This window comes from Streptomyces sp. NPDC053079 (genome assembly GCF_044546695.1).
Taxonomy (GTDB): domain Bacteria; phylum Actinomycetota; class Actinomycetes; order Streptomycetales; family Streptomycetaceae; genus Streptomyces.
On record NZ_JBITZJ010000007.1, the window covers coordinates 63,013 to 88,387 of the forward strand.

Below are 25,375 nucleotides of genomic sequence, written 5' to 3' on the forward strand. Positions count from 1 at the left end.
TTCGCCCTTGATCATTCATTTGATCCGAGCCCTGCATGAAATTATGCAGCGTACGCGACGCGCCGGGCGCTCACAGCGGCGGCAGCAGCTTCTTCTGCGGCTTGCCCATCGCGTTGCGCGGCAGCGCCTCCAGGAAGCGGATGCGCCGCGGGCGCTTGTGCGCGGAGAGGTGGCCGGCCACGAAGTCGATCAGCTCCCGCTCGCCGACGCCGTCGGCCACCACATAGGCGACGACCTCCTGGCCCAAGTCCTCGTGCGCCACGCCGACCACGGCGGCCTCGCTGACCGCCGGGTGGTCCAGCAGCGCGTTCTCCACCTCGCCCGCCCCGATGCGGTACCCCCCGGACTTGATCAGGTCGGTGGAGGCGCGGCCCACGATGCGGTGGGTGCCGTCGGCGTCGAGGGAGGCGATGTCGCCCGTGCGGAACCAGCCGTCGGCCGTGAAGGAGGCCGCCGTCGCCTCGGGCCGGCCCAGGTACCCGGAGAACAGCGTCGGGCCGCACACCTCCAGCTCCCCGATGCCGCCCTCCTCGCCGGTGGCCACCACCCGGGTCCGTACGCCGCGCAGCGGCAGGCCCACCGAGCCCTGGCGGCGGTCGCCGTCGGCCCGGGTGGAGACGGTGATCAGGGTCTCGGTCATGCCGTAGCGCTCGACGGGCCGCTGTCCTGTGAGCGCCTCCAGGTCGCGGAAGACGGGCGCGGGCAGCGCCGCGCTGCCCGACACCAGCAGCCGCGCCCCGCTCAGGGCCCGGGCGGCGGACGGCTCGCGGACCACGCGCGACCACACGGTCGGCACCCCGAAGTAGAGGCTGCCGCCGGCCGCCGCGTACGCCTCGGGGGTGGGACGGCCGGTGTGCACCAGGCGGCAGCCGGTGCGCAGGGCGCCCAGCACGCCCAGGACGAGGCCGTGGACGTGGAAGAGCGGCAGCCCGTGCACGAGCGTGTCCTCTGCCGTCCACTGCCAGGCCTCCGCGAGCCCGTCCAGGCCCGCGGCGACGGCGCCGCGCGGGATGAGCGCGCCCTTGGGCGCCCCGGTCGTGCCGGAGGTGTAGAGCACGAACGCGGTCGTCTTCGCGTCCGGTTCGGGGCCGGACCACGCGCCGCGCTCCCGCAGGTCCACCGGCACGTCCTCGCCCAGCACCAGCTCGGCGCCGGAGTCGCGCAGGATGTGCTCGCGCTCGGCCGTCCCGGCGTCCGGCGGCAGCGGCACGACCGGCACCCCCGCCAGCAGGGCGCCCACCACGGCGACGACGGTCTCGGGCACGGCCTCGGCCCGCACGGCCACGGACGCGGCCCCCGCGATCCGCGCGGCCACCGCCCCCGCGGCGCCCAGGAGTTCCTCCCGCGAGCAGGACCGCCCGGCGACGGTCAGCGCGTCCGGCCGGTCGGCCGCGTCCGGCGCGGCGAGGGCGGACAGCAGGGGTACGGACATGGAGGTGCTCCTTCCACGGGCGCCCCCGGCGAACGGGGGGCACCCCCTCTGCGGATACGGGTGCTGGCCCCACCGACGCGGGGCCCCCGGCGACCGTACCGTCGAAGGCATGATGGCCCGGGACCCCGACCTGAAGAAGGACCTCGACGCGACCGTGCAGGCCCGCAAGGAGCTGGGCGCGGAGTACGAGTCGGAGCTCATCGACTCCTTCCTGGAGAAGGTGGAGCACCGCATCGAGCAGAAGCTGGACGCCTCGGCGGACCGGCAGGTGCGCCGGCATCTGGCCGAGCGCCGGATGGAGGCGGCCCGCGGCGGCGGGCGGGAAGGCGCGGCGGGCACGGGGAGCTTCGGCGAACGCTTCGGCTTCGCCGCGGTGTCGCTGGTGCTCGCCGTCCCGCTGTCGGCGATCGGCGCCGTCAACGCCCACCTGCCGGGCCTGCTGGTGACCTGGGCGGGGATCGTGGGCGTGAACGCCGTCCACGCCGCGGGAGGGCTGCCGTGGGGTGCGGGTGACCGCCGGCGGGGCGGGGAGCGGGACTAGCCCGGCGTCCTGCGTGCCGCGGGACTGCGCCGCCCGCGGGAGGGGGCGAAGGACCGACGCCCCTCGCGCGGGCGGGGAGTTCGGCGGGGGCCGCCGCACCCCGGCCGGAGCCGGGGTCGGGACGGCGGCGGTCCCCGCGACGGACCCGGCCAGCCCCGGGGGTGCCGGGTGCCGGTGCCGCGTCCGGACGGCCGTGGAAGTCCGGGAGCCGCTCCGGATTTTCCTGCCGCCGCACTCGGGATGCCGGCCCGGAGGTGTCCCCCGCACCGGCAACCCTCACTATGCCGGGCCCGTGTTAAGCGGATGCTGCGCGCACGTGACGCCCGCGTGCATCTTTCGACGGGCGGCCGGCCCGCGTGCGGCGGCCGCCGGAAGGGCGGTTACTTGGCCGCGCCGCCGTTGCCGCCCTCGGCCAGGAAGGCCAGCAGGTCCTGACGGCTCACCACACCGGTGGGCTTGCCCTCGACGATCACGATGGCGGCGTCCGCGCTGCCGAGCACGGCCATCAGGTCCGCGACCGGCTCACCGGCGCCGACCACCGGCAGCGGCAGGCTCATGTGCTTCTCCAGCGGGTCCTCGAGCGAGGCGCGCTGGGTGAACAGCGCGTCCAGCAGGTCGCGTTCGACGACCGAGCCGATGACCTCGGCGGCCATGACGTCGGGGTGGCCGGCGCCCGGCTTGACGATCGGCATCTGCGAGACGCCGTACTCGCGCAGCACGTGGATCGCCTCGCCGACGGTCTCCTCGGGGTGCATGTGCACCAGCGAGGGCAGGCCGCCGTCCTTGCGCCGCAGGACGTCGCCGACGCGCGCGGCGTCGCCGGGCTCCTCCAGGAAGCCGTAGTCCGCCATCCACTCGTCGTTGAAGATCTTGCTCAGGTAGCCGCGGCCGCTGTCGGGCAGCAGGACGACGACCACGTCGTCCGGGCCGAGGCCCTCGGCCGCGCGCAGGGCGGAGACGACCGCCATGCCGCAGGAGCCGCCGACGAGCAGGCCCTCCTCCTTGGCGAGGCGGCGCGTCATCTGGAAGGCGTCCTTGTCGGAGACCGCGATGATCTCGTCGATCACCGTGCCGTCGTAGCACTCCGGCCAGAAGTCCTCACCGACGCCCTCGATCAGGTACGGCCGGCCGGAACCGCCGCTGTAGACCGAGCCCTCGGGGTCGGAGCCGATGACCTTGACCCGGCCGTCGCTGATCTCCTTGAGGTAGCGGCCGGTGCCGCTGATGGTGCCGCCGGTGCCGCAGCCCGCCACGAAGTGGGTGATCTTCCCCTCCGTCTGCGCCCACAGCTCGGGACCGGTCGACTCGTAGTGCGAGAGCGGGTTGTTGGGGTTGCTGTACTGGTTCGGCTTCCAGGCGTTCGGCGTCTCGCGCACGAGCCGGTCGGAGACGTTGTAGTACGAGTCCGGGTGCTCGGGGTCGACGGCGGTCGGGCAGACGACGACCTCTGCCCCGTACGCCCGCAGTACGTTGATCTTGTCCTGGGACACCTTGTCAGGGCACACGAAGATGCACTTGTAGCCCTTCTGCTGGGCCACGATGGCCAGGCCCACGCCCGTGTTGCCGGAGGTCGGCTCGACGATGGTGCCGCCCGGCTTGAGCTCGCCCGACTTCTCCGCGGCTTCGATCATCCGCAGAGCGATCCGGTCCTTCACGGAACCGCCGGGGTTGAAGTACTCGACCTTGGCAAGCACGGTGGCCTGGATGCCATCGGTCACGCTGTTGAGCTTGACGAGCGGGGTGTTGCCGACGAGCTCAATCATCGAATCGTGATACTGCACGGTGATCTCCGCGGTCAGGGGCACTAGCGGTCGTCGCGTACCCGTATGCCCAGCCTATTGCGCGTCCGACTGCACTAGTGGCGCGTTGCGCGCGGCGGTCCCCGGGGCAACCTGCTGATAGCGCGCCCCGACAAGGGTGCACAGGCTTCGTGAAGCTTTGATGAAGTATTTGTAAAACGGCTTATTAACGAGTTTCCTGGCGTCGAGGAGGCCGGCCGATGTCCATGCAGAGGGCGAGGGTCGCACGGCGGATCGCGGCTGCGGCGGCGTACGGAGGCGGCGGTGCGGGCCTGCTGGGCGGGGCCGCGCTCGGCCTCCTGCTCACCGAGGTCGCGCTGGCCAGGCGCGTGGTCGGCGGCCACGGCGACACCCCGCCGCACGCGGACGGCCGCTACGGCTCCGCCTTCGTGCACCGGCTGGGCCGGCCGCCCCTGCGGCTGGGCGTCCTGGGCGACTCCACGGCCGCCGGCCAGGGCGTGCACCGCCCCCGCCAGACCCCGGGGGCCCTGCTGGCCACCGGGCTCGCGGCGGTCGCCGAGCGACCGGTGGAGCTGCGCACGGTGGCGCTGTCCGGAGCGCAGTCCTACGACCTGGAGCGGCAGGTCACCCAGATCCTGTCCGACCCGGAGCGCACCCCCGACGTCTGCGTGATCATGATCGGCGCCAATGACGTCACCCACCGCGTGCCCTACGCCCGCTCCGTGCGCCTGCTGTCGGAAGCGGTGCGCAGGCTGCGGGACGCGGGCTGCGAGGTGGTGGTGGGCACCTGCCCCGACCTGGGCACGATCGAGCCGGTCTACCAGCCGCTGCGCTGGCTGGCCCGGCGGCTGAGCCGCCAGCTGGCGGCGGCGCAGACGATAGGGGTGCTGGAGGCGGGCGGCCGCACGGTCTCGCTCGGCGACCTGCTGGGCCCGGAGTTCGCGGCGAACCCCCGCGAGCTGTTCGGCCCGGACAACTACCACCCCTCCGCCGAGGGCTACGCCACCGCGGCCATGGCCGTGCTGCCCACGCTCTGCGCGGCGCTGGGGCTGTGGCCCGAGGACGAGGAGCGCCCGGACGCGGCGCGCCGCGAGGGCATCCTGCCGGTGGCCCGGGCGGCGGCGGAGGCGGCCGCCGAGGGCGGCACCGAGGTCACGCCGACGGCACGCGGCCGCTGGGCCCTGCTCAAGCACCGCAAGCGCCGGCGGCTGCCCGTGCACACGGAGGCGGTGGTCAACCACTTCCGCGCCAGGGACCGGACGTAGCCGGACGTAGCCTGGAGGAAACGCCGACTGAGCGCTTGCTCGGTAAAGAGGCCCGCATCACAGCCGCGAGCGCGTGACCCGAGCCCTACGTGCGGGTAACTTCCCGGAGAGTCCGGAGAGTAAGCCCATCAGCGCCCTGGAGCCGTGATGCCCGAAGCCGTGATCGTCTCAACCGCCCGCTCCCCGATCGGTCGCGCCTTCAAGGGCTCCCTGAAGGAGCTGCGGCCCGACGACCTCACCGCCACGATCATCCAGGCGGCGCTCGCCAAGGTGCCCGGGCTCGACCCGCGCGAGATCGACGACCTGATGCTCGGCTGCGGCCTGCCCGGCGGCGAGCAGGGCCACAACCTGGGCCGCATCGTGGCCGTGCAGATGGGCATGGACCACCTGCCCGCCACCACGATCACCCGCTACTGCGCCTCCTCGCTGCAGACCTCGCGGATGGCGCTGCACGCCATCAAGGCGGGCGAGGGCGACGTCTTCATCTCGGCGGGCGTCGAGTGCGTCTCGCGTTCGGTCAACGGCTCCTCCGACGGCATGCCCGGCACCCACAACCCGCTCTTCGCCGACGCCGAGGCCCGCACGGCCGCCCGCGCCGAGCAGGGCGGCGAGGGCTGGCACGACCCGCGCGAGGACGGCCTGGTGCCGGACGCCTACATCGCGATGGGTCAGACCGCCGAGAACCTGGCGCGCCTCAAGGGCGTCACCCGCCAGGACATGGACGAGTTCGGCGTACGGTCGCAGAACCTCGCCGAGCAGGCCCTGGCCAAGGGCTTCTGGGAGCGCGAGATCACCCCGGTGACCCTCCCCGACGGCACGGTCGTCTCCCAGGACGACGGCCCCCGCGCGGGCGTCACCCTGGAGGGCGTCCAGGGCCTCAAGCCCGCCTTCCGCCCGGACGGCCTGATCACCGCCGCCAACTGCTGCCCGCTCAACGACGGCGCCGCCGCCCTGGTGATCATGTCCGACACCAAGGCGCGCGAGCTGGGCCTGACCCCGCTGGCCCGGATCGTCTCGACGGGCGTCTCGGCGCTCTCCCCCGAGATCATGGGCTACGGCCCGGTGGAGGCCAGCAACCAGGCCCTGCGGCGGGCCGGCCTGACCATCGGCGACATCGACCTGGTCGAGATCAACGAGGCGTTCGCCGCGCAGGTCATCCCCTCCTACCGCGACCTGGGCATCGACATCGACAAGCTCAACGTCAACGGCGGCGCCATCGCGGTCGGCCACCCCTTCGGCATGACCGGCGCGCGCATCACGGGCACGCTGATCAACTCGCTCCAGTTCCACGACAAGCAGTTCGGCCTGGAGACGATGTGCGTGGGCGGCGGCCAGGGCATGGCGATGGTGATCGAGCGGCTGAGCTGAGGCGCAGCGGAGGGTAGGGGGCGCCTGAGGAACGAAGGCGGCACCTGCCCGCAGCGGAGGCGAAGCTCAGCGCGACAGAAGAAGCGAGCGGCTGAGCTGAGCGTTTTCAGCCCGTCCGGCGATTGAGGACCGGGGTCCGGGGCGGAGCCCCGGGCTGCCGGGCAACTGCCAACAGCAACCACCGCCCACCTTGCCGAAACGTGACCGAATCTCCCCCAGGATGTGACCAACATCCCGGGGGAGATTCGTTTCCCCAGGTCAGAGTGGTTGAAGGGGCAACGGCTGGGCCGAAAGTCCCGCCCGGTTCATGACGTATTGCACTGTGGGGCCCCGGAGGCGTGCGCAAAGCTGAGGTAGGAATTCGGGGGATCCATAGCAACCGGGAGTACGTCAGTGAGCGCCATGTCTCTTGCCCTGCTGCTGGCCGCTGCCACCGCCACGGCCGCGGGCGCCGCCGCCCTGTACAGCACTCGCGGTCTGCGCCGCCAGATCACGGCCCTGCGCGCCGACCTGGCCGCCGCCACCGCGGACAGCCGTGCGCACGCCCCGGTGCCGTCCGCGCGTACCGCACCGGTCGCCGAGCTGGCGGAGATACGCGAAGCCGTCGCCGACGCGCTCGCGGAGGAGCGCGAGCGGGAGCTGGCCGAGGCCCGTGCATTCTGGGCCGCGCAGGAGGCCCGCGAGCACGGCACCGCCGCCGACGCCCCCTCGCTGCTGGGCGGCCCGGTCGACGAGCCGCTCCTGGAGGGCCTGTACGGCGGGCTCCACCTTCCCCGGCAGGCCGACTTCGCCGGCCTCGACCCGCTGGCCGACTTCGAGTCCGAGGCCGCGGACTCCCCCGAGCTGGCCGCCGCGCGCCGCCGCCACCCCTCGCACCCGGACTTCACCCCCGCGGCCTCGGCCGTCACCGACCACGAGCGCACCGTCGAGCGCCTCGACGAGCTGGCCGACGCCCGCGTCCCGCTGGCCGACGTCCGCCCGGGCCCGCTGGGCACCCTCGACGTCTACGTCTTCGCGGACGGCACCACGGTCTGCATGACCCCCGGCCACCGCGAGACCGCCGAGCGCCTCGCGCAGGCCCTGCGGGCCGGGGAGGCCCCCGTCCTGCTGGGCGGCTCGGGCGTCTCCGGCGCGTACGCCCTGACGTTCCAGTGCGAGGCGGAGACCGTCTACGTGCTGGCGGACCGCGTCATCGCCTCGCTGTAGGCCGACCGGGGCCCGGCGCGGGCCTGCCGTGCCCGCAGGGCCCCCGCCTACAGCCCGCAGCGCCGTGCCGCCGCCTCCACCAGCTCCACGCCCCGGCTCACGCCCTCCGCGACCGCTCCCGAGGCGATGAGGGCTTCGGCCAAATCGTGACCGGCCACCGCCACTTGGTCGGCCACCGCGAACATCCCCGCCTCCGGCATCTCCCGCACCGACGCCGCCCCCGGCTCCTCGATGTGCTGGGTCCAGGCGGCCAACTCTCGGGCCAGGGCCAGCGCTTCCGCGGCCGCGCCGCGGCTGAGTCGGGACTGCGGCAGGGCCCGCAGCCGGTCGGCGAAGGTGTCCACAGCGGCCAGAAGAGGCGTCACGTCATCCACGCCACGAGCCTATGCGCCGCCCACCGACTGTTGCCAACGCTTGAACACTCGGGCACGGTGACATGAAGGACCATCATTCGACGCGTCCGGAGGCGCCGATGTCCCACGTCTTCTCCGACGAGACCCACCGGAACCTGCTCTCCCGAATCCCCCACTGCACCGGCCGCGAAGTCGCCGACTGGCTGCGCACGGTCGAGGAAGGACCTTCTCTCTTCCGCTTCGAGGAGAAGGTCAGCTGGCTGCGCGGAGAGCACAATCTCGCTTACGGCCACGCAAAGGCGATCGTCCACGAGTACGACCTCCGCCGGGCCGCGCGGAAGCTTCGGTAGCGGGCGCGCGCCAAGAAAACGGGACAGGGCCCGGGAAGGCATTGCCTTCCCGGGCCCTGTCGTGGATTTATCCACGCCGCGCGCTCGCACGGCGCGAGGGATCCACTAGTCGTTATTCAGGATCGCGATGATCCGGAGGATCTCCGTGTAGATCCACACGAGGGACAGCGTCAGACCGAAGGCCGCCAGCCAGGACTCCTCGCGGGGGGCGCCGTAGCGGACGCCGTCCTCGATCTGCTTGAAGTCCAGCGCCAGGAACGCCGCACCCAGCAGGACGCCCACGACGCCGACGGCGATGCCGAGGCCGCCGCTGCGGAAGCCCAGACCGTCACCACCGCCGAAGACGGCGAACAGGGAGTTCGCCACCATCAGCAGGAGGAAGCCGATCGCGGCGCCGATCACGAAGCGGGTGAACCGCCGGTCGACCCGGATGATGCGGGTCCGGTACGCGATGAGCACGCCCGCGAAGACGGCCATCGTGCCCAGCACCGCCTGCATCGGGGCGCCGTGCGCGACGTTGTTGTACGCCTGGCTGATCACACCGAGGAAGAGACCCTCGAAGACCGCGTAGCCCAGGATCAGGGCGGGGGAGGGCTTGGCCTTGAACGACTGGACAAGACCCAGCACCATCGCCACCAGACCGGCGGCGAAGCCGAGGCCCACGGGCAGCGAGAGCGCCCACGCCGCGCCGGCGGCCACGACGACCGTGCCCAGCGTGATGCCGGTGCGGGCGACGACGTCGTCCATCGTCATCCGGCCGGCGGTCTGGACCGGCGCCTGCGGGTAGCCCTGCTGAAGGTCAGGACCGCCCTGGGCGTACGGGTTGGTCGCGTAGGGGTTGGTGGGCTGGGCGTACGGGTTGGTCGGCTGCGCGTACGGGTTTCCCTGGGCCGCGGTCCCGGCCTGCGGCGTCGCGCCGAAGCCCGCGTAGCCGCTGTCGCCGCGGCTGAACCCCCGTCGCGAGAAGACCGGGTTGCTGCTCCTCATCTCACTCCTCCATGGCCACACTGCGCGGCCTTGGCGTCAAGGGTAATAGGTAGGCAAAAGAATGGCTCTCCTGCTTCGGGACGATCTTTTCTTCCCTTGCCCACGTACCGGACAACGCGAACCGACGGCAGTCGGTTCCGTGCGGAAGACGGTAAAGAGAAGAAGAGCGCTAAGGAAGTGCCAAGAGCCCCCGAAGAGGCGCGGGCGGCAAGTGGACGGCAAGGCGTGGACGGCAAGGCGGTGCCCGGAGCCGGACTTGAACCGGCACGGCCCGAAGGGCCAGCGAGGTTTAAGCTCGCCGTGTCTGCATTCCACCATCCGGGCGGGGCTCTCGGGCAGCACAGCAGGGGAGGCGCGCGTTCCTCCCCTCGAAGAGAGCAGGACGAGCCTAGCCGGGGAGCGACCCCCAAACAGCGGAACGATGACCCGAGGTTGTCTTATTTTATTGGCAACTGAGGGCCCATCAGCGCTGGGATGACGCCTTTGGCACATGCCAGGGGCCGATCTCCCCCGTTCACCACCCCACCCCCGGCATGAACCGGAATTGTCGCAATCTCGTCGCCCTCGGTAAGCATCCGGTCTCCTACCCAGGGATGACGGCGGCCCCCTGGAGTACCTCCCGAGCATGTCCCGGAACGGGAGCTACGGCTGATCCGTACGGGGGGTGGGGCACCGGAGCATGGAGTACGTACCTGAACCGACCGTCCCGACAGGAGTGCTCCCCTGTGACCACCACCCCCTTCGGCGCCCCGGCCGCCGTCCGCACCGCCGCGGTGGCCGCCCGTGCCACGGATCTCACCAAGGTCTACGGACAGGGCGAGACCCAGGTGGTCGCCCTGGACGCCGTGTCCGTGGATTTCCGGCAGGCCGAGTTCACCGCGATCATGGGCCCCTCCGGCTCCGGCAAGTCGACGCTGATGCACTGCATGGCCGGCCTCGACTCCGTCTCCGGCGGCTCGGCCCGCATCGGCGACGTCGAGCTGACCGGCCTGAACGACAAGAAGCTCACCCGGCTGCGCCGCGACAAGATCGGCTTCATCTTCCAGGCCTTCAACCTGCTGCCGACGCTCAACGCCCTCGAGAACATCACGCTCCCCATGGACATCGCCGGCCGCAAGCCCGACAAGCAGTGGCTGGACATGGTCGTCGACACCGTCGGCCTCTCCGGACGCCTCAAGCACCGCCCGAACCAGCTCTCCGGCGGTCAGCAGCAGCGCGTGGCCGTCGCCCGCGCCCTGGCCGGCCGCCCCGAGATCATGTTCGCCGACGAGCCCACCGGCAACCTCGACTCCCGCTCCGGCGCCGAGGTGCTGGGCTTCCTGCGCAACTCGGTGCGCGAGCTCGGCCAGACCGTCGTCATGGTCACCCACGACCCCGTCGCCGCCTCCTACGCCGACCGCGTCGTCTTCCTCGCCGACGGCCGCATCGTCGACGAGCTGCGCGAGCCCACCGCCGACGCCGTCCTGGACCGCATGAAGCGTTTCGACGCCAAGGGCCGCACGAGCTGATCCCCGCCGGATTCGATCTTCAGGACTGACCTCAATGTTCCGCACCGCCCTGCGCAATGTGCTCGCGCACAAGGCCAGGCTGCTGATGACCGTGCTCGCCGTCATGCTCGGCGTCGCCTTCGTCTCCGGCACCCTGGTCTTCACCTCGACCATCTCCGACGCCTACAAGAAGAGCTCCGAGAAGGGCTTCACGGGCGTCGACGTCGCCATCGAGCCCCACCGGAAGAGCAGCGAGAAGGACAACCCCGGCGCCGTTCCGCAGCTCAGCCAGCACCTGCTGGACCAGGCCGCCAAGGTGCCCGGCGCCGCCTCCGCCACCGGTTCGGTCAACGGCTTCGCCGCCATCGCCGACAAGGACGGCAAGCTCATAGGCCAGGGCTTCTCCTCCTCCGGCGCCAACTACTACCCCGCCGCCGGCGGCAAGGACCCCCGCTACCCGCTCAAGAGCGGCCGCGCCCCCCAGGGCGCCGGCGAGATCGCGCTGGACGCCAAGACCGCCGAGCGCGCCGGCTACAAGATCGGTGACACCGTCCGGGTGTCCGTCGACGGCCCCGTCCTGAAGCAGAAGCTCTCCGGCGTCTTCACCACCGACGACGGCAACGTCTCCGCCGGCGGCAGCCTCGCCCTGTTCGACACGCCCACCGCGCAGAAGCTCTACGCCAAGCCCGGTGAGTTCGGCCGCATCGACGTGAAGGCCGCCTCCGGCACCTCCCAGACGGCGCTCAAGGCGTCCGTCGAGAAGATCCTGCCCAAGGACGCCGAGGCCACCACCGCCCAGGAGCTGGCCGACGAGCAGAGCCGGATCATCGCCCAGGGCATGGACGGCATGCGCACCAGCCTGCTGGTCTTCGCGGGCATCGCCCTCTTCGTCGGCATCTTCATCATCGCCAACACCTTCACCATGCTGGTCGCCCAGCGCACCAAGGAGCTGGCGCTGATGCGCGCGGTCGGCGCCAGCCGCCGCCAGGTCACCCGCTCGGTGCTCATCGAGGCGTTCGTCGTGGGCTCGGTCGCGGGCGTCACCGGCCTGCTCGCGGGCATCGGCATCGGCGCCGGCCTGCGGTCGCTGATCAGCGGCACCGGCGCCACCATCCCGGACGGCCCGCTGGTCATCGCCCCGAGCACGATCCTGACCTCCCTGGTCGTCGGCATCGTCGTCACCATGCTCGCCGCGTGGCTGCCCGGCCGCCGCGCCGCGAAGATCCCGCCGGTCGCCGCGATGAACAGCGTGCACGCGGTGGCCACCACCAAGTCCCTGGTGGTCCGCAACTCCATCGGCGGCGTCATCACCGCGATCGGTGCCGCGACCGTCCTGACCGCCTCCAGCTCGACCATGATGGGTCTGGGCGCGGGCCTGGTCCTCATCGGCGTCTTCGTGCTGACCCCGCTGCTGTCCCGCCCCGTGATCGCCGCCGCGGCCCCGCTCCTGCGCCCGTTCGGCATGACCGGCAAACTGGCCCGGCAGAACGCGGTCCGCAACCCGCGCCGCACCGCCGCCACCGCCTCCGCGCTGATGATCGGCCTCACCCTGATCACCGGCCTGACCGTGATCGCCGGCAGCGTGCAGCAGGCCATCGACAAGATGGCCACCGGCTCCATGAAGGCCGACTACGTCGTCTCCATGGCCAGCATGACCCCGCTGTCCACCGATGTGGAGAAGAAACTCTCCACGCACCCGGACGTCGCCGCCACCAGCCCGCTGCGCAGCTCCTGGTCCTCCGTCGCCGACGAGCGCAGGGAGCTCATGGGCGTCAACGGCGCCACCATCGGCAAGCTGATGAACCTCGAGTTCACGGCCGGCTCCTTCGCCGGCCTCTCCGGCGGCCAGGTCGTCATCGACGACGCCACGGCCCGCACCAACCACTGGAAGGTCGGCTCGTCCCTCGACGTCACCTTCGAGGACGGCAAGAAGGGCAGCCTGACGGTCTCCGGCGTCTACAAGGGCAACGACCTGATGCGCGGCATCATGGTCGACACCAAGACGCTGACCCCGCACCAGAGCCAGATCGACGACCGCCAGGTGCTGGTCAAGACCAAGACCGGCACCAGCGAGGCCGCCAAGGACTCGCTGGCCAAGGCCCTCGGCGACAACCCCGCCATCCAGATCCAGACCAAGCAGGACATCTCCGAGAGCATCTCCAAGGGCATCAACCTGCTGCTCAACATGCTCTACGGCCTGCTGGCCATGGCCGTGGTCGTCGCCGTCCTCGGTGTCATCAACACCCTGGCGATGTCGGTCTTCGAGCGCCGGCAGGAGATCGGCATGCTGCGCGCCATCGGCCTGGACCGCAAGGGCATCAAGCGCATGGTGCGCCTGGAGTCCCTGATCATCTCGCTGTTCGGCGGTGTGATGGGCATCGGGCTGGGCGTCTTCTTCGGCTGGGCCGCGGGCGACCTCATCAAGAAGGGCCTGAGCACCTATGAGCTGGTGCTCCCCTGGGAGCGCATGGGCGTCTTCCTGCTGCTGTCCGCCGTGGTCGGGGTGCTGGCCGCGCTGTGGCCGGCCCGCCGGGCGGCCAAGCTGAACATGCTGTCCGCCATCAAGGCCGAGTAGCGGCCGCGCGGCACGAGGAGTGGAGCGAAGGGCCCGGTCCAGGCGGACCGGGCCCTTCGCGCGTGCTCAGCGCCAGTCGCGGGTGCGCAGCGGCAGCCCGCTCCCGCCGCTCGGCGGGGTGCGGACGGCCAGGACCTGGTTGACGCCGATGCGGTTGCGCTCGAAGGCCAGCGCGGAGGCGGCCATGTACAGCCGCCACACCCGGGCCCGGCCCGGCGAGGTCAGGCGCACGGCCTCGTCCCAGTGGGCCTCCAGGTTGGCCACCCAGGCGCGCAGGGTCAGGGCGTAGTGCTCGCGCAGCGACTCCACGTCGCGCACCTCGAAGCCGGCCTGTTCGAGCTGGGCCACGGTGCGGCCGACGGGCGCCAGCTCCCCGTCGGGGAAGACGTAGCGGTCGATGAACTCGTCGACGCGGTAGTCCGCCTCGTCCCGCAGCGGGCGGCGGGCGATCTGATGGTTGAGCAGCCGGCCGCCGGGCTCGAGCAGGGCGTGGAGCTCGGCGGCGTACTCGGCGTAGCGCGCGGAGCCGACGTGCTCGGCCATGCCGATGGAGGAGAGGGCGTCGAACGGCCCGTCGTGGACCTCGCGGTAGTCCTGGACGCGTATCTCCACGCGGTCCGCCAGACCGGCCTCGGCGACCCGCTTACGGGCGTACGCGGCCTGTTCCTCGGAGAGGGTGATGCCGACCACGCGCACCCCGTACTCGCGGGCCGCGTGCAGGGCCATCGAGCCCCAGCCGCAGCCGACGTCCAGCAGCCGCTGCCCGGGCCGCAGGGCGAGCTTGCGGCAGACGAGGTCGAGCTTGGCGCGCTGGGCTTCCCGCAGGGTGGCGTCCGGGCCGGGCCAGTAGGCGCAGGAGTAGACCATCGAGGGGCCCAGGACGTGTTCGTAGAAGGTGTTGCCGACGTCGTAGTGGTGGCTGATGGCCTGCTTGTCGCGGCGCACGGTGTGCAGCGGGCCGCCGCCGGTGCGGGCCTCCTCGCGCGGCGGTGCGGGCGGTGGCAGCGGTCCGGCGAGGCGGAGCAGCTCGCGGCCGGCAGCCCGCAGTGCGGGGTCGCGCAGGGCGCTCAGGAGGGCGGCGGGGCCGCTGCGGGGCCCGGATCCCTCGTCGCGCTCCCACAGGTGCCCTGCGAGCAGTTCCAGGGCCTGGTAGAGGTCGCCTTCGACGTCGAGGTCCCCGGCGACCCAGGCGCGTGCCAGCCCGAGTTCTCCCGGCTTCCACAGCAGGCGGCGCAGGGCACGGCGCCGGCGCACGAGGAGGACGGGGGTGCCGGGCGGTCCGGATTCGCTACCGTCCCAGGCGCGCACCCGGACCGGGAGCGGGGCCCCCAGGACCTGTTCCGCGAGTGTGGTCAGCCGTCGAGCGGCCTCGGCCATGTCGCACACCTCCATGATGAAGTGTCAGGAGATAGATTCACCTAACACCTAAACACCAACAGGCCGTGCTGTAGTCCCTCTTCGGACAGGGTAGGTCAACGAAAACGCCGAGGGCGCCCACCCCACGGATTGGTGGACGCCCTCGAAGGAATGCGGTGCCGGCTAGGAGGCCTTGGCCTTCTGCGCCGTGTCGGACTTGGCGGCCTGCGGGGCCGGCTTGGCGGCCTCGTAGAACTCCTCGCGCGGGTTCTCCATGGCGCGCAGGGAGACGACCTCGCGCTTGAGGAACATGCCGAGGGTCCAGTCCGCGAAGACGCGGATCTTGCGGTTCCAGGTCGGCATGGCCATGCCGTGGTAGCCACGGTGCATGTACCAGGCGAGACGGCCCTTGAGCTTGATCTTCATCTTGCCCATGACGATCATCGCGACGCCCTTGTGGAGGCCGAGGCCCGCCACCGCACCCTTGTTGGAGTGCTCGTAGGTCTTCTGCGGGAAGCCGCGCATCCCGGAGACCACGTTGTCGCCGAGGACCTTGGCCTGGCGCAGGGCGTGCTGGGCGTTCGGCGGGCACCAGGCGTTCTCGTTGCCGGCCTTGCGGCCGACCATGTCCGGAACCTGGGCGTTGTCGCCCGCGGCCCAGATGTAGTCGGTGCCCTGGACCTGGAGGGTCTCGGAGGTGTCGACGTGGCCGCGCGGGCCCAGCGGCAGGCCGAAGCGGACCAGCGCCGGGTTGGGCTTGACGCCCGCGGTCCACACGATGGTGTTGGAGTCGACCTCGAGGCCGTTCTTCAGCACGACGTGGCCGTCGACGCAGGAGTCCATGGAGGTCGAGAGGTAGATCTCGACGCCACGGCTCTCGAGGTGCTCCTTGCCGTACTGACCGAGCTTGGGACCCACCTCGGGGAGGATCTTGTCGGCCGCGTCGACGAGGATGAAGCGCATGTCCTCGCGCTTCACGTTCGGGTAGTACTTGGCGGCGTCGCGCGCCATGTCCTCGACCTCGCCGATGGTCTCCGCACCCGCGAAGCCACCGCCGACGAAGACGAAGGTGAGCGCCTTGCGGCGGATCTCCTCGTCCTTGGTCGAGTCGGCCTTGTCGAGCTGCTCGAGAACGTGGTTGCGCAGGCCGATGGCCTCCTCGATGCCCTTCATGCCGATGCCGTTCTCGGCGAGGCCGGGGATCGGGAAGGTGCGCGAGACGGCGCCCATCGCGATGACCAGGTAGTCGAAGGGCAGCTCGTACGCCTCGCCGACGAGCGGCGCGATCGTGGCTACCTTGCGGTCCTGGTCGATGGTCGTGACACGGCCGGTCAGGACCTCCGCCTTCGGGAGCACGCGTCGCAGCGGCACCACGACGTGGCGGGGGGAGATGCTGCCGGCGGCTGCTTCAGGAAGGAAGGGCTGGTACGTCATGTACGAGCGCGGGTCGACGACCGTGACGGTCGCCTCGCCGAACCGCATCTTCTTGAGGATGCGGCGCGCCGCGTACAGGCCGACGTACCCACCGCCTACTACGAGGATCCGTGGACGCTCCGTGGTGCTCATGTTTCGAGTATCCAGCACTCTCGGGAGGGGTGCTCGTGCGCCCCTTCACAAGGGGCCGGGGCCTGTCTGCTACACTCCGCCGCCCCTGTGACCGACGCCATGGCGCCGTAATGGAACCAAGCCGTCCGCCGGGGCGTTGATCACCCCTGCTGAACTGGGCTTGCGGCTCGCGGGGCGACTGGACCACAGCCTGTGGACGGCCCGCATAAGCGTTTCTTTAACACGTCTGAAACCGGACCGTTTCCGGCCGCGGAGGCCCCGCGGGCCCCGGAAGGGGGTCTGAAGCCCTCATTCCGGGGTCCTAGGACCACTTTTTCATGTGAAGGATTTCACGAACATTCCCCGGAGAGGGGCCCACCGGGCCCCCGAAGGGTCCGGAACGCCCCTTTACGCCACGCTCCACGCGATGCCGTCCAAGATGTCGTGCTCGCTCACCACGACCTCCTGGGCGCCGGTCCGCTCCATCACGCACAGCAGCACGAGCGCGCCCGCGGCGATGACGTCGACGCGGCCCGGGTGCATCACGGAGATCGCCGCCCGCTGCTCGTGGGTGGAGCCGATCAGCTCGTGGGTGATATCCCGGACCCGCTCCAGGGAGATGCGCGAGTGGTGGATGGCGGCGGAGTCGTACTCCCGCAGCCCCAGCGCGATCGCGGCGACCGTGGTGACCGAGCCGGCCAGGCCGACGAGCGTACGGGCCTCGGTCAGCGGCACGCTCTGCCCGGCGAGGTCCAGCGCCGCCTCGACGTCGGCCCGTATCGCCTCGATCTGGGCGGCCGAGGGCGGGTCGGTGACCTCGCCGTCCACGACCAGATGACGTTCCGTCATCCGTACGCAGCCCACGTCCACGCTGCGCGCGGCCCGCACGTGCTCCTCGCCGACCACGAACTCAGTCGAGCCGCCGCCGATGTCCACGACCAGGAACGGCGTGGCCAGGTCGGCGCGCCCGGCGAGCTCCCTGGTGGCGCCGGTGAAGGAGAACTCCGCCTCCTGGTCACCGCTGATCACCTCGGGCTCCACGCCCAGGATCTCCACGACGCCGCGCACGAAGTCCTCGCGGTTCTCCGCGTCCCGCGAGGCGGACGTGGCCACGAAGCGCACCCGCTGGGCGCCGTGCGCCTTGATGACCTCGGCGTACTCGCGGCACGCGGCGAACGTGCGCTCCAGCGCCTCCGGCGCCAGGCGGCCCGTGCGGTCCACGCCCTGGCCGAGCCGGACGATCGTCATCCGCCGGTCGAGCTCCTTGAGTTCACCGGTGGCGGGGTCGGCGTCCGCGACGAGCAGCCGGATCGAGTTCGTACCGCAGTCGATGGCGGCGACGCGCGTCATGCGCACCCCTCGCCCGACTCGCCGCAGGGGCTCACGCACGGGCCCTTGGCCCACCACTCCGGCAGCAGCGCCAGCGCCTCGTCACCGAAGGGGTTCACGCCGGGGCCGGCCACCAGCGAGTGCCCGACCAGCACGTGCAGGCACTTGACCCGGTCCGGCATGCCGCCGGCGCTCGGGAAGCCCTCCAGCACCTCGATCGCGTCGCGGCGCGCGAGGTAGTCCTCGTGCGCGGCCCGGTAGGCGGCGGCCAGCTCCGGGTCGGTCGCCAGCCGGTCCTGCATCTCCTTCATCAGGCCCGAGCCCTCGAGGGTGCCGATCGCGGAGGCGGCACGCGGGCAGGTCAGGTAGTACGTCGTCGGGAACGGCGTGCCGTCCGGCAGCCGGGGGGCCGTCTCGACGACGTCGGGCTGACCGCAGGGGCAGCGGTGCGCGATGGCGCGCAGCCCGCGCGGCGGGCGCCCCAGCTGCTCCTTGAACGCGGCGATGTCGGCGTCGGTCGGCTCGGTGGGCTCGGTCTTCGGAGGAGGGGTGTCCATGTGCTCGCTCGTGCTCGCTCGGTCTTGTCGAAAGAATGTGCAGGGTCAGCGGTGGCCGTCGGAGGTGTCCACGCCGTCGAAGAGGTTGCTGTACCAGGGGCGGTCGGCGGCGCCTTCGTTGCGGCGCTGGCGGGTGCCGCCGCTGCCGTCCGCCACGGTGTAGCCGGTCTCGCCGGGCCGTACGAAGTGCAGGTGCTCGCGCGCCTGCTGCTCCACGTACGCCGGGTCCTCGAGCCGGGCCTTCTCGTCGCGCAGCCGCTTGACCTGCTCCCGCGCCTGCTCGGTGCGGTGCCGCTGCTCGGCGATGTCCGAACGCTGGGTGACCCACTGGCGCATGGGGTAGGCGAGGGCGACGACGAGGGAGCAGACGACGAGGGCGAGCAGCGCCGCCCGGCCGGTGAGCCGGCTGCGCCGCGGGGGCCCGGCGCGGTAGATCCGGGCCGCGGTCGGCCCCTGCACGAGGGCCGTGCCCAGCGCCTTGAGCCTGGTCGCGGTGGAGAACCGGTCCGCGCCCACGTCGCCTCCCCTGGAAGAGTCCGCCACGAACGTACGTCCCCGGACACGGTACGGGACCGCGGCCGGGGACGTACGGAGACTGGCGAGAAGGTCAGCCCTTGAAGCGCGGGAACGCGCTGCGGCCGGCGTACACCGCGGCGTCGTCGAGGATCTCCTCGATGCGCAGCAGCTGGTTGTACTTGGCGACGCGCTCGGAGCGGGCCGGGGCGCCGGTCTTGATCTGGCCGCAGTTGGTGGCGACGGCCAGGTCGGCGATGGTGACGTCCTCGGTCTCGCCGGAGCGGTGGGACATCATGCACTTGAAGCCGTTGCGCTGGGCCAGCTCGACGGCGTCCAGGGTCTCGGTCAGCGAGCCGATCTGGTTGACCTTGACCAGCAGGGCGTTCGCGGAGTTCTCCTCGATGCCGCGGGCCAGGCGCTCGGGGTTGGTGACGAACAGGTCGTCACCGACGAGCTGGACCTTGTCGCCGAGCTTCTCGGTGATGGTGTTCCAGCCGGCCCAGTCGTCCTCGAACAGCGGGTCCTCGATGGAGACCAGCGGGTACGCCTCGACGAGCTCGGCGTAGTACTCCGTCATCTCGGCGGCGGAGCGGTCCTTGCCCTCGAAGGTGTAGACGCCGTCCTTGTAGAACTCGGAGGCGGCGACGTCGAGCGCCAGCGCGATGTCCTGGCCGGGGGTGTAGCCGGCCTCCTTGATGGCCTCGAGGATGAGGTCGAGGGCCTCGCGGTTGGAGCCGAGGTTCGGGGCGAAGCCGCCCTCGTCGCCGAGGCCGGTGGACAGGCCGCGGCCCTTCAGCACCTTCTTGAGGGTGTGGTAGACCTCGGTGCCCCAGCGCAGGGCCTCGGAGAAGGACTCCGCGCCGATCGGCGCGATCATGAACTCCTGGATGTCCACGTTGGAGTCGGCGTGCGAGCCGCCGTTGAGGATGTTCATCATCGGAACGGGCAGCAGGTGCGCGTTCGGGCCGCCGAGGTAGCGGAACAGCGGCAGGTCGGACGCCTCGGAGGCGGCGTGCGCGACGGCCAGGGAGACGCCCAGGATGGCGTTGGCGCCGAGCGAGCCCTTGTTGTCGGTGGCGTCCAGGTCGAACATCGCCTGGTCGATCAGGCGCTGCTCGGTGGCGTCGTAGCCGACGAGCTCCGGGCCGATCTGCTCGATGACGGCGAGAACGGCCTTCTCGACGCCCTTGCCCAGGTAGCGGTTCGGGTCACCGTCGCGCAGCTCGATGGCCTCGAAGGCACCGGTGGAGGCGCCGGACGGCACGGCGGCACGGCCCGTGGAGCCGTCGTCGAGGCCGACCTCGACCTCGACCGTGGGGTTGCCTCGCGAGTCGAGGATCTCGCGAGCTACGACGACGTCGATGGACGGCACGAGGGTCTCCTTCGTGATGTGTCTGGAGTTCTGCAGCACGAGCCTAACGGGCCCCGGAGGCTGCGCCCGCCCTTGGACCTGCCACCGGACCGAAAATTGGCACAAAAGCCGAGATCACCGGATGAATGGGCGGGGAAAACGGCGGAGCCCCGCTCCGATGCGGCTCGGGGGGAAGTCGCATCGGAGCGGGGCGGTCCCGCGGATGAGCGCGGCGCTCAGCCGGTGATCAGCTGAGGTGCAGCTTCTGACCCGGGAAGATCAGGTCCGCGTTGTCGATGATGTCCTTGTTGCGGTCGTACAGCTTCTGCCAGCCGCCGTCGACCTTCTTGGCGTCGGCGATGGAGCCGAGGGTGTCGCCTTCCTTGACCTCGTACTCGCCGTCACCCTGCTTGACCGGCTTGGCGGGGGCGGCGTGCTTCGGCGCGGTCTGCTTCGGGGCGGCCGGGGCCTCCTCGGCGGTCTCCGCCTGCGGCTTGGCGTGCTTGGGCGCGGAGGGGCGCTCGGCACGGTCGGCGCGGCTCTTGGTGGAGGTCTCGCCCGCGGCGGAGGAGGAGGACTTCGTGGACTTCTTCTTCGCCACGGAGCCGGAGCCGGAGGTGTCGACGTTGGCCTTCGCGCCACCGGCGGTCAGGCCGCCCTCGCCGGCGCAGCCCCAGGCGCCCGGGCCCTGCATGGCGAGGAGACGCTCGGCGGTGGCGATCTGCTGGGCCTTGGTGGCCAGGTCGGCGCGCGAGGCGTACTGGGTGCCGCCGGCGGCCTTCCAGGAGGACTGCGAGAACTGCAGACCGCCGTAGTAGCCGTTGCCGGTGTTGATGTGCCAGTTCCCGGTGGACTCGCACTGGGCGACCTTGTCCCAGGTCGAAACGGAGGCGGCGTTGGCGGAGGTCGCGACCATCAGCGGGGCGGCCACGGCGACGCCGGTGACGCCGGCGAGCGTGACGATGCGGACGGCCTTGGACGGACGACGGTGCTTGCCCTTGGACATAAGTCGGTTTCCTCACCGACGCCTACGAGGTGAGCTGTCGGGTTCGGGCTGTGAGTTTGCCCGGCCCGGTGCGCGGTTGCGCTCCGGGCTTCACCCCAAGCCGTCCCGCTCCCCCGGCCGTGAGGCCGTCGGACCGGTCCGGCGCCTTACCTTGGTTCCCCCGCTCCTGCCAACGGCGCTTGCGCGACGACTACCCCGGCCGCCGGCAGGATTCGGCGTGGCGACCGTGGTGCTCGCGGTGGCGAGCGGTGACGACGTTAAACACAGCGGGCCGACGGGTTCAAACCCTACTTTTCAGCCACAGTTGCTGGAAGTTACCCACAGGAACCTCCTGTTTCCGCAGGTGAGAGGGGGTTTGGGAAGAACGGACGAGCGCCGTCCAGCCCAAAGTCAACGAGAGCCATGTCTCACTTTCGACTGGAACGGACATTCGCCCCGAACCCCCCGGCTACGGACGGATATCGAGCCGCTGACCAGGCTTGATGAGATCCGGATCGGTTCCGACAACTTTCTCGTTCTTCTGATAGATCGTCTGCCAACCACCGTTGACCGAGTGGTCCCGTGCGATGGCTGACAGGTTGTCACCGGGCTGCACGGTGTAGTCCGTCGCACCCGGTACGCCCGTCCGGGCGTCACCGCCGTCGCGCGAGGGGCGCTGCGGCTCGTCCGAACGCGGCGGCTCGGCGCGGTGCTTGCCCGTGCCGGGCTCCGCACTCGCGTCGTCGCCCGGCGTGCGCGGGGCGGTGGGCGCCGCGTCGGTGGGCGTGCCCGAGGGCGTGGCGGAGGGGGCGGCCGGGCCGGTGGAGGGTTCGGCCGAGGGGTCCTCGCGGTGCTTGCCGTCCGGCTGTCCGGGGGTCTGGCCCGCGGGGGTGGAGGGGTCCGCGGACGGGCTCGCGGCGGGGTCCGACGGAGCGGGCTTGCCGGGCGACTTGGACGCGTCGGGCGCGGGCTCGTCGGTGCCGGGCGCGCGGTCGGCGGGGGTCTTGTGCTCCGGCGTGGCGGGAGCGGAGCGCTCGGGCGCCGGCTTGCCGGTGGTCTCGGGCTCGGGGGTCTCGATGATGCGGCCGGGGTTCACATCGGGCGCCGGAGCGTCCTTCGACAGACCCGACTTGACGGCGCAACTGCGCCAGGCGTCGGGGCCCTCGGCGGCCAGGATCCGTTCGGCGACGGCTATCTGCTGCGACCTGCTGGCCAGGTCCGGGCGCGGCGCGTAGGAGATGCCGCCGTTCTGCTCCCACATCTGCTGGGTGAGCTGCAGGCCGCCGAAGAATCCGTTGCCGGTGTTGGCGCTCCACAGCTTGCCGCTCTCGCATTGGGCGACCTTGTCCCAGGTGCCCGTGTCCGCGGCCGTCGCCGCGGTCGCCGCCATCAGCGGCATCGCGATGCCCGCCCCCGTCACCCCCGCCGCGAGCACGATGGCGGGTATCTGACGGGGGCGGCGATGTCTTCCGTTCCCGAAGCGCATGGGGTGGCCCTCTCGTGTGGCGGCTGATGTGGTCGTCGAACATAGCGACGGGTCCGGGTCGTCACAAGCCGGTGTATCGGAGGTCACGCGAAGGTCACGCGGCCTGATAGGGCGTCAGTCGGCGGGCGGCGCCGGGGTGAACTCGACGGGCAAAGTGCGCAATCCACGCATGATCAGACCCCCGCGCCAGCGCAGATCCTCCGGCTCCGCGCCCAGGCGCAGATCGGGCATCCGGCGCAGCAGCGTCGCCAGCGCCACCTGCCCCTCCAGGCGCGCCAAGGGCGCCCCCAGGCAGTAGTGGATGCCGTGTCCGTAGCCCAGGTGCTGGTTGTCGCGCCGGGCCAGGTCAAGGGTGTCGGGGTCGGTGAACCGCTCGGGGTCGCGGTCCGCGGCGGCGAGGACGACGAGCACGGGGTCGCCCTCGGCGATGCGCTGCCCGCCCAGGGTCAGGTCCCGCGTGGCGAACCGCCAGGTCGCCAGCTCCACGGGACCGTCGTAGCGCAGCAGTTCCTCCACGCCGGTGGCCAGCAGGCTCTCGTCGCCCTCGCGCAGGGCGCGCTGGAGGCGCTCGCGCTGCCCGGGATTGCGCAGAAGGGCGTAGGTTCCGTTACCGATCAGGTTCACAGTTGTTTCAAAACCAGCAAAAAGCAGAATGAAGGCCATGGCCGCGGCCTCGTCCTCGGTGAGGTGCTCACCGTGGTCACTCGCCCTGATCAGTCCGGAGATGAGGTCTTCGGCCCCTTCTTCCCGCAGGGCCCCCCGCTTCCGGCGGATCAGCTCCGTGAGATAGCCCCGCATCTTCTTCACCGAGCGCGCCACTCCGCCACGCGGCCCGCCGCCATGGCGGATCATCATTCCCGCCCAGTCCCGGAAGTCGTCCTGGTCCTCGCGCGGCACCCCGAGCAGGTCGCAGATGGCATAGATGGGGAGGGGGAAGGCGAACTCGTGGATCAGGTCCGCCTCCCCTCTCTCCGCGAAGGCGTCGATGAGCTGATCCGTCAGCTCCTGCACGCGGGGCGCGAACTCCGCGACCCGGCGCGGGGTGAACGCCTTGGAGACCAGCCGGCGCAGCCGGGTGTGGTCCGGCGGATCGATGTTGAGCAGATGCGTCATCAAATTGGCGCTGCGCTCGCCGGGGATGCCGACCTTGCCCTTGCCGTGGGCGCTCTCGGAGTGGTGCACGGGATTCTTCGACAGCCGCTGGTCGGCGAGCGCCTGCCGGGCATCGGCGTACCGGGTGACCAGCCAGGCCTCGACACCGCTGGGCAGGGCGGTGCGGTGCACGGGGGCGTGCTCGCGCAGCCAGGCGTACGCCGGGTAGGGGTCGGCCGCGAATTCCCAGGTGAACAGCGGCGGGGCGGGGGGCGTGGGCATACGGTCGTTCGTGTCGTGCACGCCCCGACGCTACCTGCGGCCCCGCTAGTGGTGCCCGCCGCCGCCGCTGCCGAAGGCCCCGCTGCTGCCCGGGTCCCACTTCTTGCGGTCCTCCGAGCGCTCCTCGGGATGGCTGCCGGGGTTGTTGATCTCGTGCGGCAGCACCCGCTCCCCGTTGGCCTCGGTCTGCAGCTGGTCCGACTCCCGGTGCTCGACGACGTAGCCGACCGAGCTCTCCTCGTCGTCGTTGTGCCCGGGGCCGTGGTCGGGCGAGGCCGGGCCCCTGTCGTGCTCCTGCCGCGTCTGCCAGGAACCCTGGCGGCGCTGCGGCTGGGCCGGGGGCGGCGGCTCCCTGTCGCGCCAGCGCTGCCCGTACACGAAGGCCAGGATCAGCAGGGCGCAGACGCACAGCCCCACGATGAAGGGGGCGATGCCGCCGACCCAGTGCGGCAGTGCGAGGTCCATGTGGTCAGTGCGCATGGATGTCGGGTACCCGCCGCGCGCCGGGTCAAGACCGCGCGTGGGCCGAACGGGTGGCGGCCCCTTACTCCCCTTACTCCCCCCGCGCCGTCTCCGCGGCGAGGATCGCGTCCCGGTAGGTGCGGGCGGCCGCCCGCAGCGCCGTCTCCGGCTCGGTGCCGGCCGCCTCGGCCCGCACGGCCAGGGCCAGCAGCTCGTAGCCGACGCCCTCCCCCGCCGGCAGGGCCACGTCCAGGCCCTCGGTACGGGCACGGGAGGCGAGCTTCGCGGCGAGCGCGAGGGCCGGCTGCCCCAGCGGGACGCCCTCGGTGACGGAGTCGCGGCCCTTCTCGGCGGCCTTGGTGCGCAGCCAGTGCTCCCTGACGTCCTCCGGCGTCCGCGCGCTCTCCTCGCCGAAGACGTGCGGGTGACGGTGGATGAGCTTGTCGACGATGGTGCCCGCGACGTCGTCGACGGAGAACGGCTCGTCCGCGTCGTCCTGCGCGATCCGGGCGTGGAAGACGACCTGCAGCAGGACGTCGCCGAGCTCCTCGCGCAGCGCCTCCCGGTCACCGGTCTCGATGGCCTCCAGCAGCTCGTACATCTCCTCCAGGCCGTACTTCGCCAGGTCCTGGTGGGTACGGACGCCGCTCCACGGGCAGGCCAGCCGGATCCGGTCCATGACCTGCACCAGGTCCAGCAGCCGGGCGCCGGGCAGGTCGTAGGAGCCGGGCAGCAGCTCCAGCGCGGGCATCGACTCGCGGCCGGAGCCCGCCAGCCGGGCCAGGCCGTCGGTAAGGGCCGACTCCCCCTCCGCGGAGGTGATCACCACCGCGGTGCGCCGCCCGTCCGCGCAGTAGTCGACGAGCTCGCGGGCGGTCGGCGAGGCGTGCTCGACCTCCACGCCCGCCTCCCGCAGATACGGCAGCTGCGGATGGCCGGCGTCCGCGCACAGCACCCGCCCGGCGCCGCGCAGCGTCTGCCACGCGGGCCAGGACAGCAGGCCGGGGGCGACCCGGTGGCTGGTGGTGAGCAGGACGATGCGGCCAAAGGAGTCGTTCACGCGGTCGTTCACGCGACCGAGCCTAGGCGA

General features: G+C 71.6%; 22 protein-coding genes, 1 tRNA gene and 1 riboswitch. Of the genes, 7 read left to right on the plus strand and 16 right to left on the minus strand.

All coding sequences use genetic code 11. From position 1 onward, the window contains the following. Positions 1-70: 70 nt before the first annotated feature. Positions 71-1,432 carry an acyl-CoA synthetase gene (locus ACIGXW_RS25570; RefSeq protein WP_071965334.1) on the minus strand — a complete coding sequence of 454 codons (1,362 nt, stop codon included), beginning with the start codon at positions 1,430-1,432 and terminating at the stop codon, positions 71-73. 109 nt (positions 1,433-1,541) lie between these two features. Between ACIGXW_RS25570 and ACIGXW_RS25575 the strand changes: the two genes are divergently transcribed. Continuing rightward, positions 1,542-1,973, plus strand: a complete 432-nt coding sequence (locus ACIGXW_RS25575) for a hypothetical protein (RefSeq protein WP_071965333.1) — start codon at positions 1,542-1,544, stop codon at positions 1,971-1,973. Positions 1,974-2,353: 380 nt separating this feature from the next. Here the strand turns inward: ACIGXW_RS25575 and ACIGXW_RS25580 are convergent, their stop codons facing one another. Then, the gene (locus tag ACIGXW_RS25580; protein ID WP_399575164.1) at positions 2,354-3,754 is read right to left on the minus strand and encodes a cystathionine beta-synthase; all 1,401 of its coding nucleotides are present in this window, start codon (positions 3,752-3,754) and stop codon (positions 2,354-2,356) included. A 218-nt stretch (positions 3,755-3,972) separates the two neighbouring features. Between ACIGXW_RS25580 and ACIGXW_RS25585 the strand changes: the two genes are divergently transcribed. The 3 genes from ACIGXW_RS25585 (at position 3,973) to ACIGXW_RS25595 (ending at position 7,572) form a co-directional block, all read left to right on the plus strand. Next, positions 3,973-4,998, plus strand: a complete 1,026-nt coding sequence (locus ACIGXW_RS25585; RefSeq protein ID WP_071965332.1) for an SGNH/GDSL hydrolase family protein — start codon at positions 3,973-3,975, stop codon at positions 4,996-4,998. A 147-nt stretch (positions 4,999-5,145) separates the two neighbouring features. After that, positions 5,146-6,366, plus strand: coding sequence for an acetyl-CoA C-acetyltransferase (locus ACIGXW_RS25590; protein WP_360908707.1), 1,221 nt, complete (start codon positions 5,146-5,148; stop codon positions 6,364-6,366). A 393-nt stretch (positions 6,367-6,759) separates the two neighbouring features. Continuing rightward, on the plus strand, positions 6,760-7,572 hold the full coding sequence (locus tag ACIGXW_RS25595; protein ID WP_399575165.1) for a hypothetical protein: 813 nt from the start codon (positions 6,760-6,762) through the stop codon (positions 7,570-7,572). A 47-nt stretch (positions 7,573-7,619) separates the two neighbouring features. Here ACIGXW_RS25595 and ACIGXW_RS25600 read toward each other — a convergent pair whose 3' ends face one another. Continuing rightward, complete coding sequence (locus tag ACIGXW_RS25600) at positions 7,620-7,946, minus strand: hypothetical protein (protein ID WP_360908711.1); 327 nt, start codon at positions 7,944-7,946, stop codon at positions 7,620-7,622. A 98-nt stretch (positions 7,947-8,044) separates the two neighbouring features. On the opposite strand from ACIGXW_RS25600, the gene ACIGXW_RS25605 reads away from it, so the two are divergent. Beyond that, positions 8,045-8,275 (plus strand): DUF4287 domain-containing protein, encoded by a 231-nt coding sequence (locus tag ACIGXW_RS25605; protein ID WP_071965358.1) that lies wholly within the window; start codon positions 8,045-8,047, stop codon positions 8,273-8,275. Positions 8,276-8,380: 105 nt separating this feature from the next. On the opposite strand, the gene ACIGXW_RS25610 is transcribed toward ACIGXW_RS25605, so the two are convergent. Together ACIGXW_RS25610 and ACIGXW_RS25615 are read right to left on the minus strand one after the other, a co-directional pair. Further along, positions 8,381-9,262 (minus strand): Bax inhibitor-1/YccA family protein, encoded by an 882-nt coding sequence (locus ACIGXW_RS25610; RefSeq protein ID WP_399575166.1) that lies wholly within the window; start codon positions 9,260-9,262, stop codon positions 8,381-8,383. A gap of 241 nt (positions 9,263-9,503) precedes the next feature. Further along, positions 9,504-9,586, minus strand: a tRNA-Leu gene (locus ACIGXW_RS25615). Positions 9,587-9,987: 401 nt separating this feature from the next. On the opposite strand from ACIGXW_RS25615, the gene ACIGXW_RS25620 reads away from it, so the two are divergent. Next, the gene (locus ACIGXW_RS25620) at positions 9,988-10,770 is read left to right on the plus strand and encodes an ABC transporter ATP-binding protein (protein WP_399575167.1); all 783 of its coding nucleotides are present in this window, start codon (positions 9,988-9,990) and stop codon (positions 10,768-10,770) included. Between the two features lie 34 nt (positions 10,771-10,804). Continuing rightward, positions 10,805-13,324 carry an ABC transporter permease gene (locus tag ACIGXW_RS25625; protein WP_399575168.1) on the plus strand — a complete coding sequence of 840 codons (2,520 nt, stop codon included), beginning with the start codon at positions 10,805-10,807 and terminating at the stop codon, positions 13,322-13,324. Positions 13,325-13,390: 66 nt separating this feature from the next. Here ACIGXW_RS25625 and ACIGXW_RS25630 read toward each other — a convergent pair whose 3' ends face one another. The 11 genes from ACIGXW_RS25630 to ACIGXW_RS25680 form a co-directional block, all read right to left on the minus strand. After that, positions 13,391-14,701, minus strand: a complete 1,311-nt coding sequence (locus ACIGXW_RS25630) for a class I SAM-dependent methyltransferase (RefSeq protein WP_399575169.1) — start codon at positions 14,699-14,701, stop codon at positions 13,391-13,393. 162 nt (positions 14,702-14,863) lie between these two features. Continuing rightward, on the minus strand, positions 14,864-16,246 hold the full coding sequence (locus ACIGXW_RS25635; protein ID WP_399575170.1) for an NAD(P)/FAD-dependent oxidoreductase: 1,383 nt from the start codon (positions 16,244-16,246) through the stop codon (positions 14,864-14,866). 387 nt (positions 16,247-16,633) lie between these two features. Beyond that, a complete protein-coding gene (locus ACIGXW_RS25640) occupies positions 16,634-17,575 on the minus strand; it encodes an exopolyphosphatase (protein ID WP_399575171.1) in 942 nt (313 codons plus the stop codon). Next, complete coding sequence (locus tag ACIGXW_RS25645) at positions 17,572-18,111, minus strand: DUF501 domain-containing protein (protein WP_071965325.1); 540 nt, start codon at positions 18,109-18,111, stop codon at positions 17,572-17,574. Before ACIGXW_RS25645 ends, ACIGXW_RS25640 begins: the two co-directional genes overlap by 4 nt. Before the next feature lie 45 nt (positions 18,112-18,156). After that, positions 18,157-18,627, minus strand: coding sequence for a septum formation initiator family protein (locus tag ACIGXW_RS25650; RefSeq protein ID WP_071965324.1), 471 nt, complete (start codon positions 18,625-18,627; stop codon positions 18,157-18,159). A 91-nt stretch (positions 18,628-18,718) separates the two neighbouring features. After that, entirely contained in the window at positions 18,719-19,999 is a 1,281-nt protein-coding gene (gene eno / locus ACIGXW_RS25655) for a phosphopyruvate hydratase (protein WP_071965323.1), read from the minus strand. 226 nt (positions 20,000-20,225) lie between these two features. Next, positions 20,226-20,984: a transglycosylase family protein gene (locus ACIGXW_RS25660; RefSeq protein ID WP_399575172.1), complete on the minus strand. Its 759-nt coding sequence runs from the start codon at positions 20,982-20,984 to the stop codon at positions 20,226-20,228. A 4-nt stretch (positions 20,985-20,988) separates the two neighbouring features. Continuing rightward, positions 20,989-21,138, minus strand: a riboswitch (cyclic di-AMP (ydaO/yuaA leader). 294 nt (positions 21,139-21,432) lie between these two features. Further along, positions 21,433-22,398: a transglycosylase family protein gene (locus tag ACIGXW_RS25665; protein WP_399575173.1), complete on the minus strand. Its 966-nt coding sequence runs from the start codon at positions 22,396-22,398 to the stop codon at positions 21,433-21,435. A gap of 165 nt (positions 22,399-22,563) precedes the next feature. Further along, positions 22,564-23,823: a cytochrome P450 gene (locus ACIGXW_RS25670; protein WP_399575423.1), complete on the minus strand. Its 1,260-nt coding sequence runs from the start codon at positions 23,821-23,823 to the stop codon at positions 22,564-22,566. A gap of 45 nt (positions 23,824-23,868) precedes the next feature. After that, a complete protein-coding gene (locus ACIGXW_RS25675) occupies positions 23,869-24,303 on the minus strand; it encodes a DUF6479 family protein (protein ID WP_071965854.1) in 435 nt (144 codons plus the stop codon). A gap of 73 nt (positions 24,304-24,376) precedes the next feature. Next, the gene (locus tag ACIGXW_RS25680; RefSeq protein WP_399575174.1) at positions 24,377-25,357 is read right to left on the minus strand and encodes a nucleoside triphosphate pyrophosphohydrolase; all 981 of its coding nucleotides are present in this window, start codon (positions 25,355-25,357) and stop codon (positions 24,377-24,379) included. Positions 25,358-25,375: the final 18 nt, after the last annotated feature.

Coding starts and splice junctions, on each gene's coding strand:
- ACIGXW_RS25570 (WP_071965334.1), bottom strand. CDS start 1,432: ATGTCCGTACCCCTGCTGTCCGCCCTCGCCGCGCCGGACGCGGCCGAC.
- ACIGXW_RS25575 (WP_071965333.1), top strand. CDS start 1,542: ATGATGGCCCGGGACCCCGACCTGAAGAAGGACCTCGACGCGACCGTG.
- ACIGXW_RS25585 (WP_071965332.1), top strand. CDS start 3,973: ATGTCCATGCAGAGGGCGAGGGTCGCACGGCGGATCGCGGCTGCGGCG.
- ACIGXW_RS25590 (WP_360908707.1), top strand. CDS start 5,146: ATGCCCGAAGCCGTGATCGTCTCAACCGCCCGCTCCCCGATCGGTCGC.
- ACIGXW_RS25605 (WP_071965358.1), top strand. CDS start 8,045: ATGTCCCACGTCTTCTCCGACGAGACCCACCGGAACCTGCTCTCCCGA.
- ACIGXW_RS25610 (WP_399575166.1), bottom strand. CDS start 9,262: ATGAGGAGCAGCAACCCGGTCTTCTCGCGACGGGGGTTCAGCCGCGGC.
- ACIGXW_RS25625 (WP_399575168.1), top strand. CDS start 10,805: ATGTTCCGCACCGCCCTGCGCAATGTGCTCGCGCACAAGGCCAGGCTG.
- ACIGXW_RS25630 (WP_399575169.1), bottom strand. CDS start 14,701: ATGGCCGAGGCCGCTCGACGGCTGACCACACTCGCGGAACAGGTCCTG.
- ACIGXW_RS25635 (WP_399575170.1), bottom strand. CDS start 16,246: ATGAGCACCACGGAGCGTCCACGGATCCTCGTAGTAGGCGGTGGGTAC.
- ACIGXW_RS25640 (WP_399575171.1), bottom strand. CDS start 17,575: ATGACGCGCGTCGCCGCCATCGACTGCGGTACGAACTCGATCCGGCTG.
- ACIGXW_RS25645 (WP_071965325.1), bottom strand. CDS start 18,111: ATGGACACCCCTCCTCCGAAGACCGAGCCCACCGAGCCGACCGACGCC.
- ACIGXW_RS25660 (WP_399575172.1), bottom strand. CDS start 20,984: ATGTCCAAGGGCAAGCACCGTCGTCCGTCCAAGGCCGTCCGCATCGTC.
- ACIGXW_RS25670 (WP_399575423.1), bottom strand. CDS start 23,823: ATGCCCACGCCCCCCGCCCCGCCGCTGTTCACCTGGGAATTCGCGGCC.
- ACIGXW_RS25675 (WP_071965854.1), bottom strand. CDS start 24,303: ATGCGCACTGACCACATGGACCTCGCACTGCCGCACTGGGTCGGCGGC.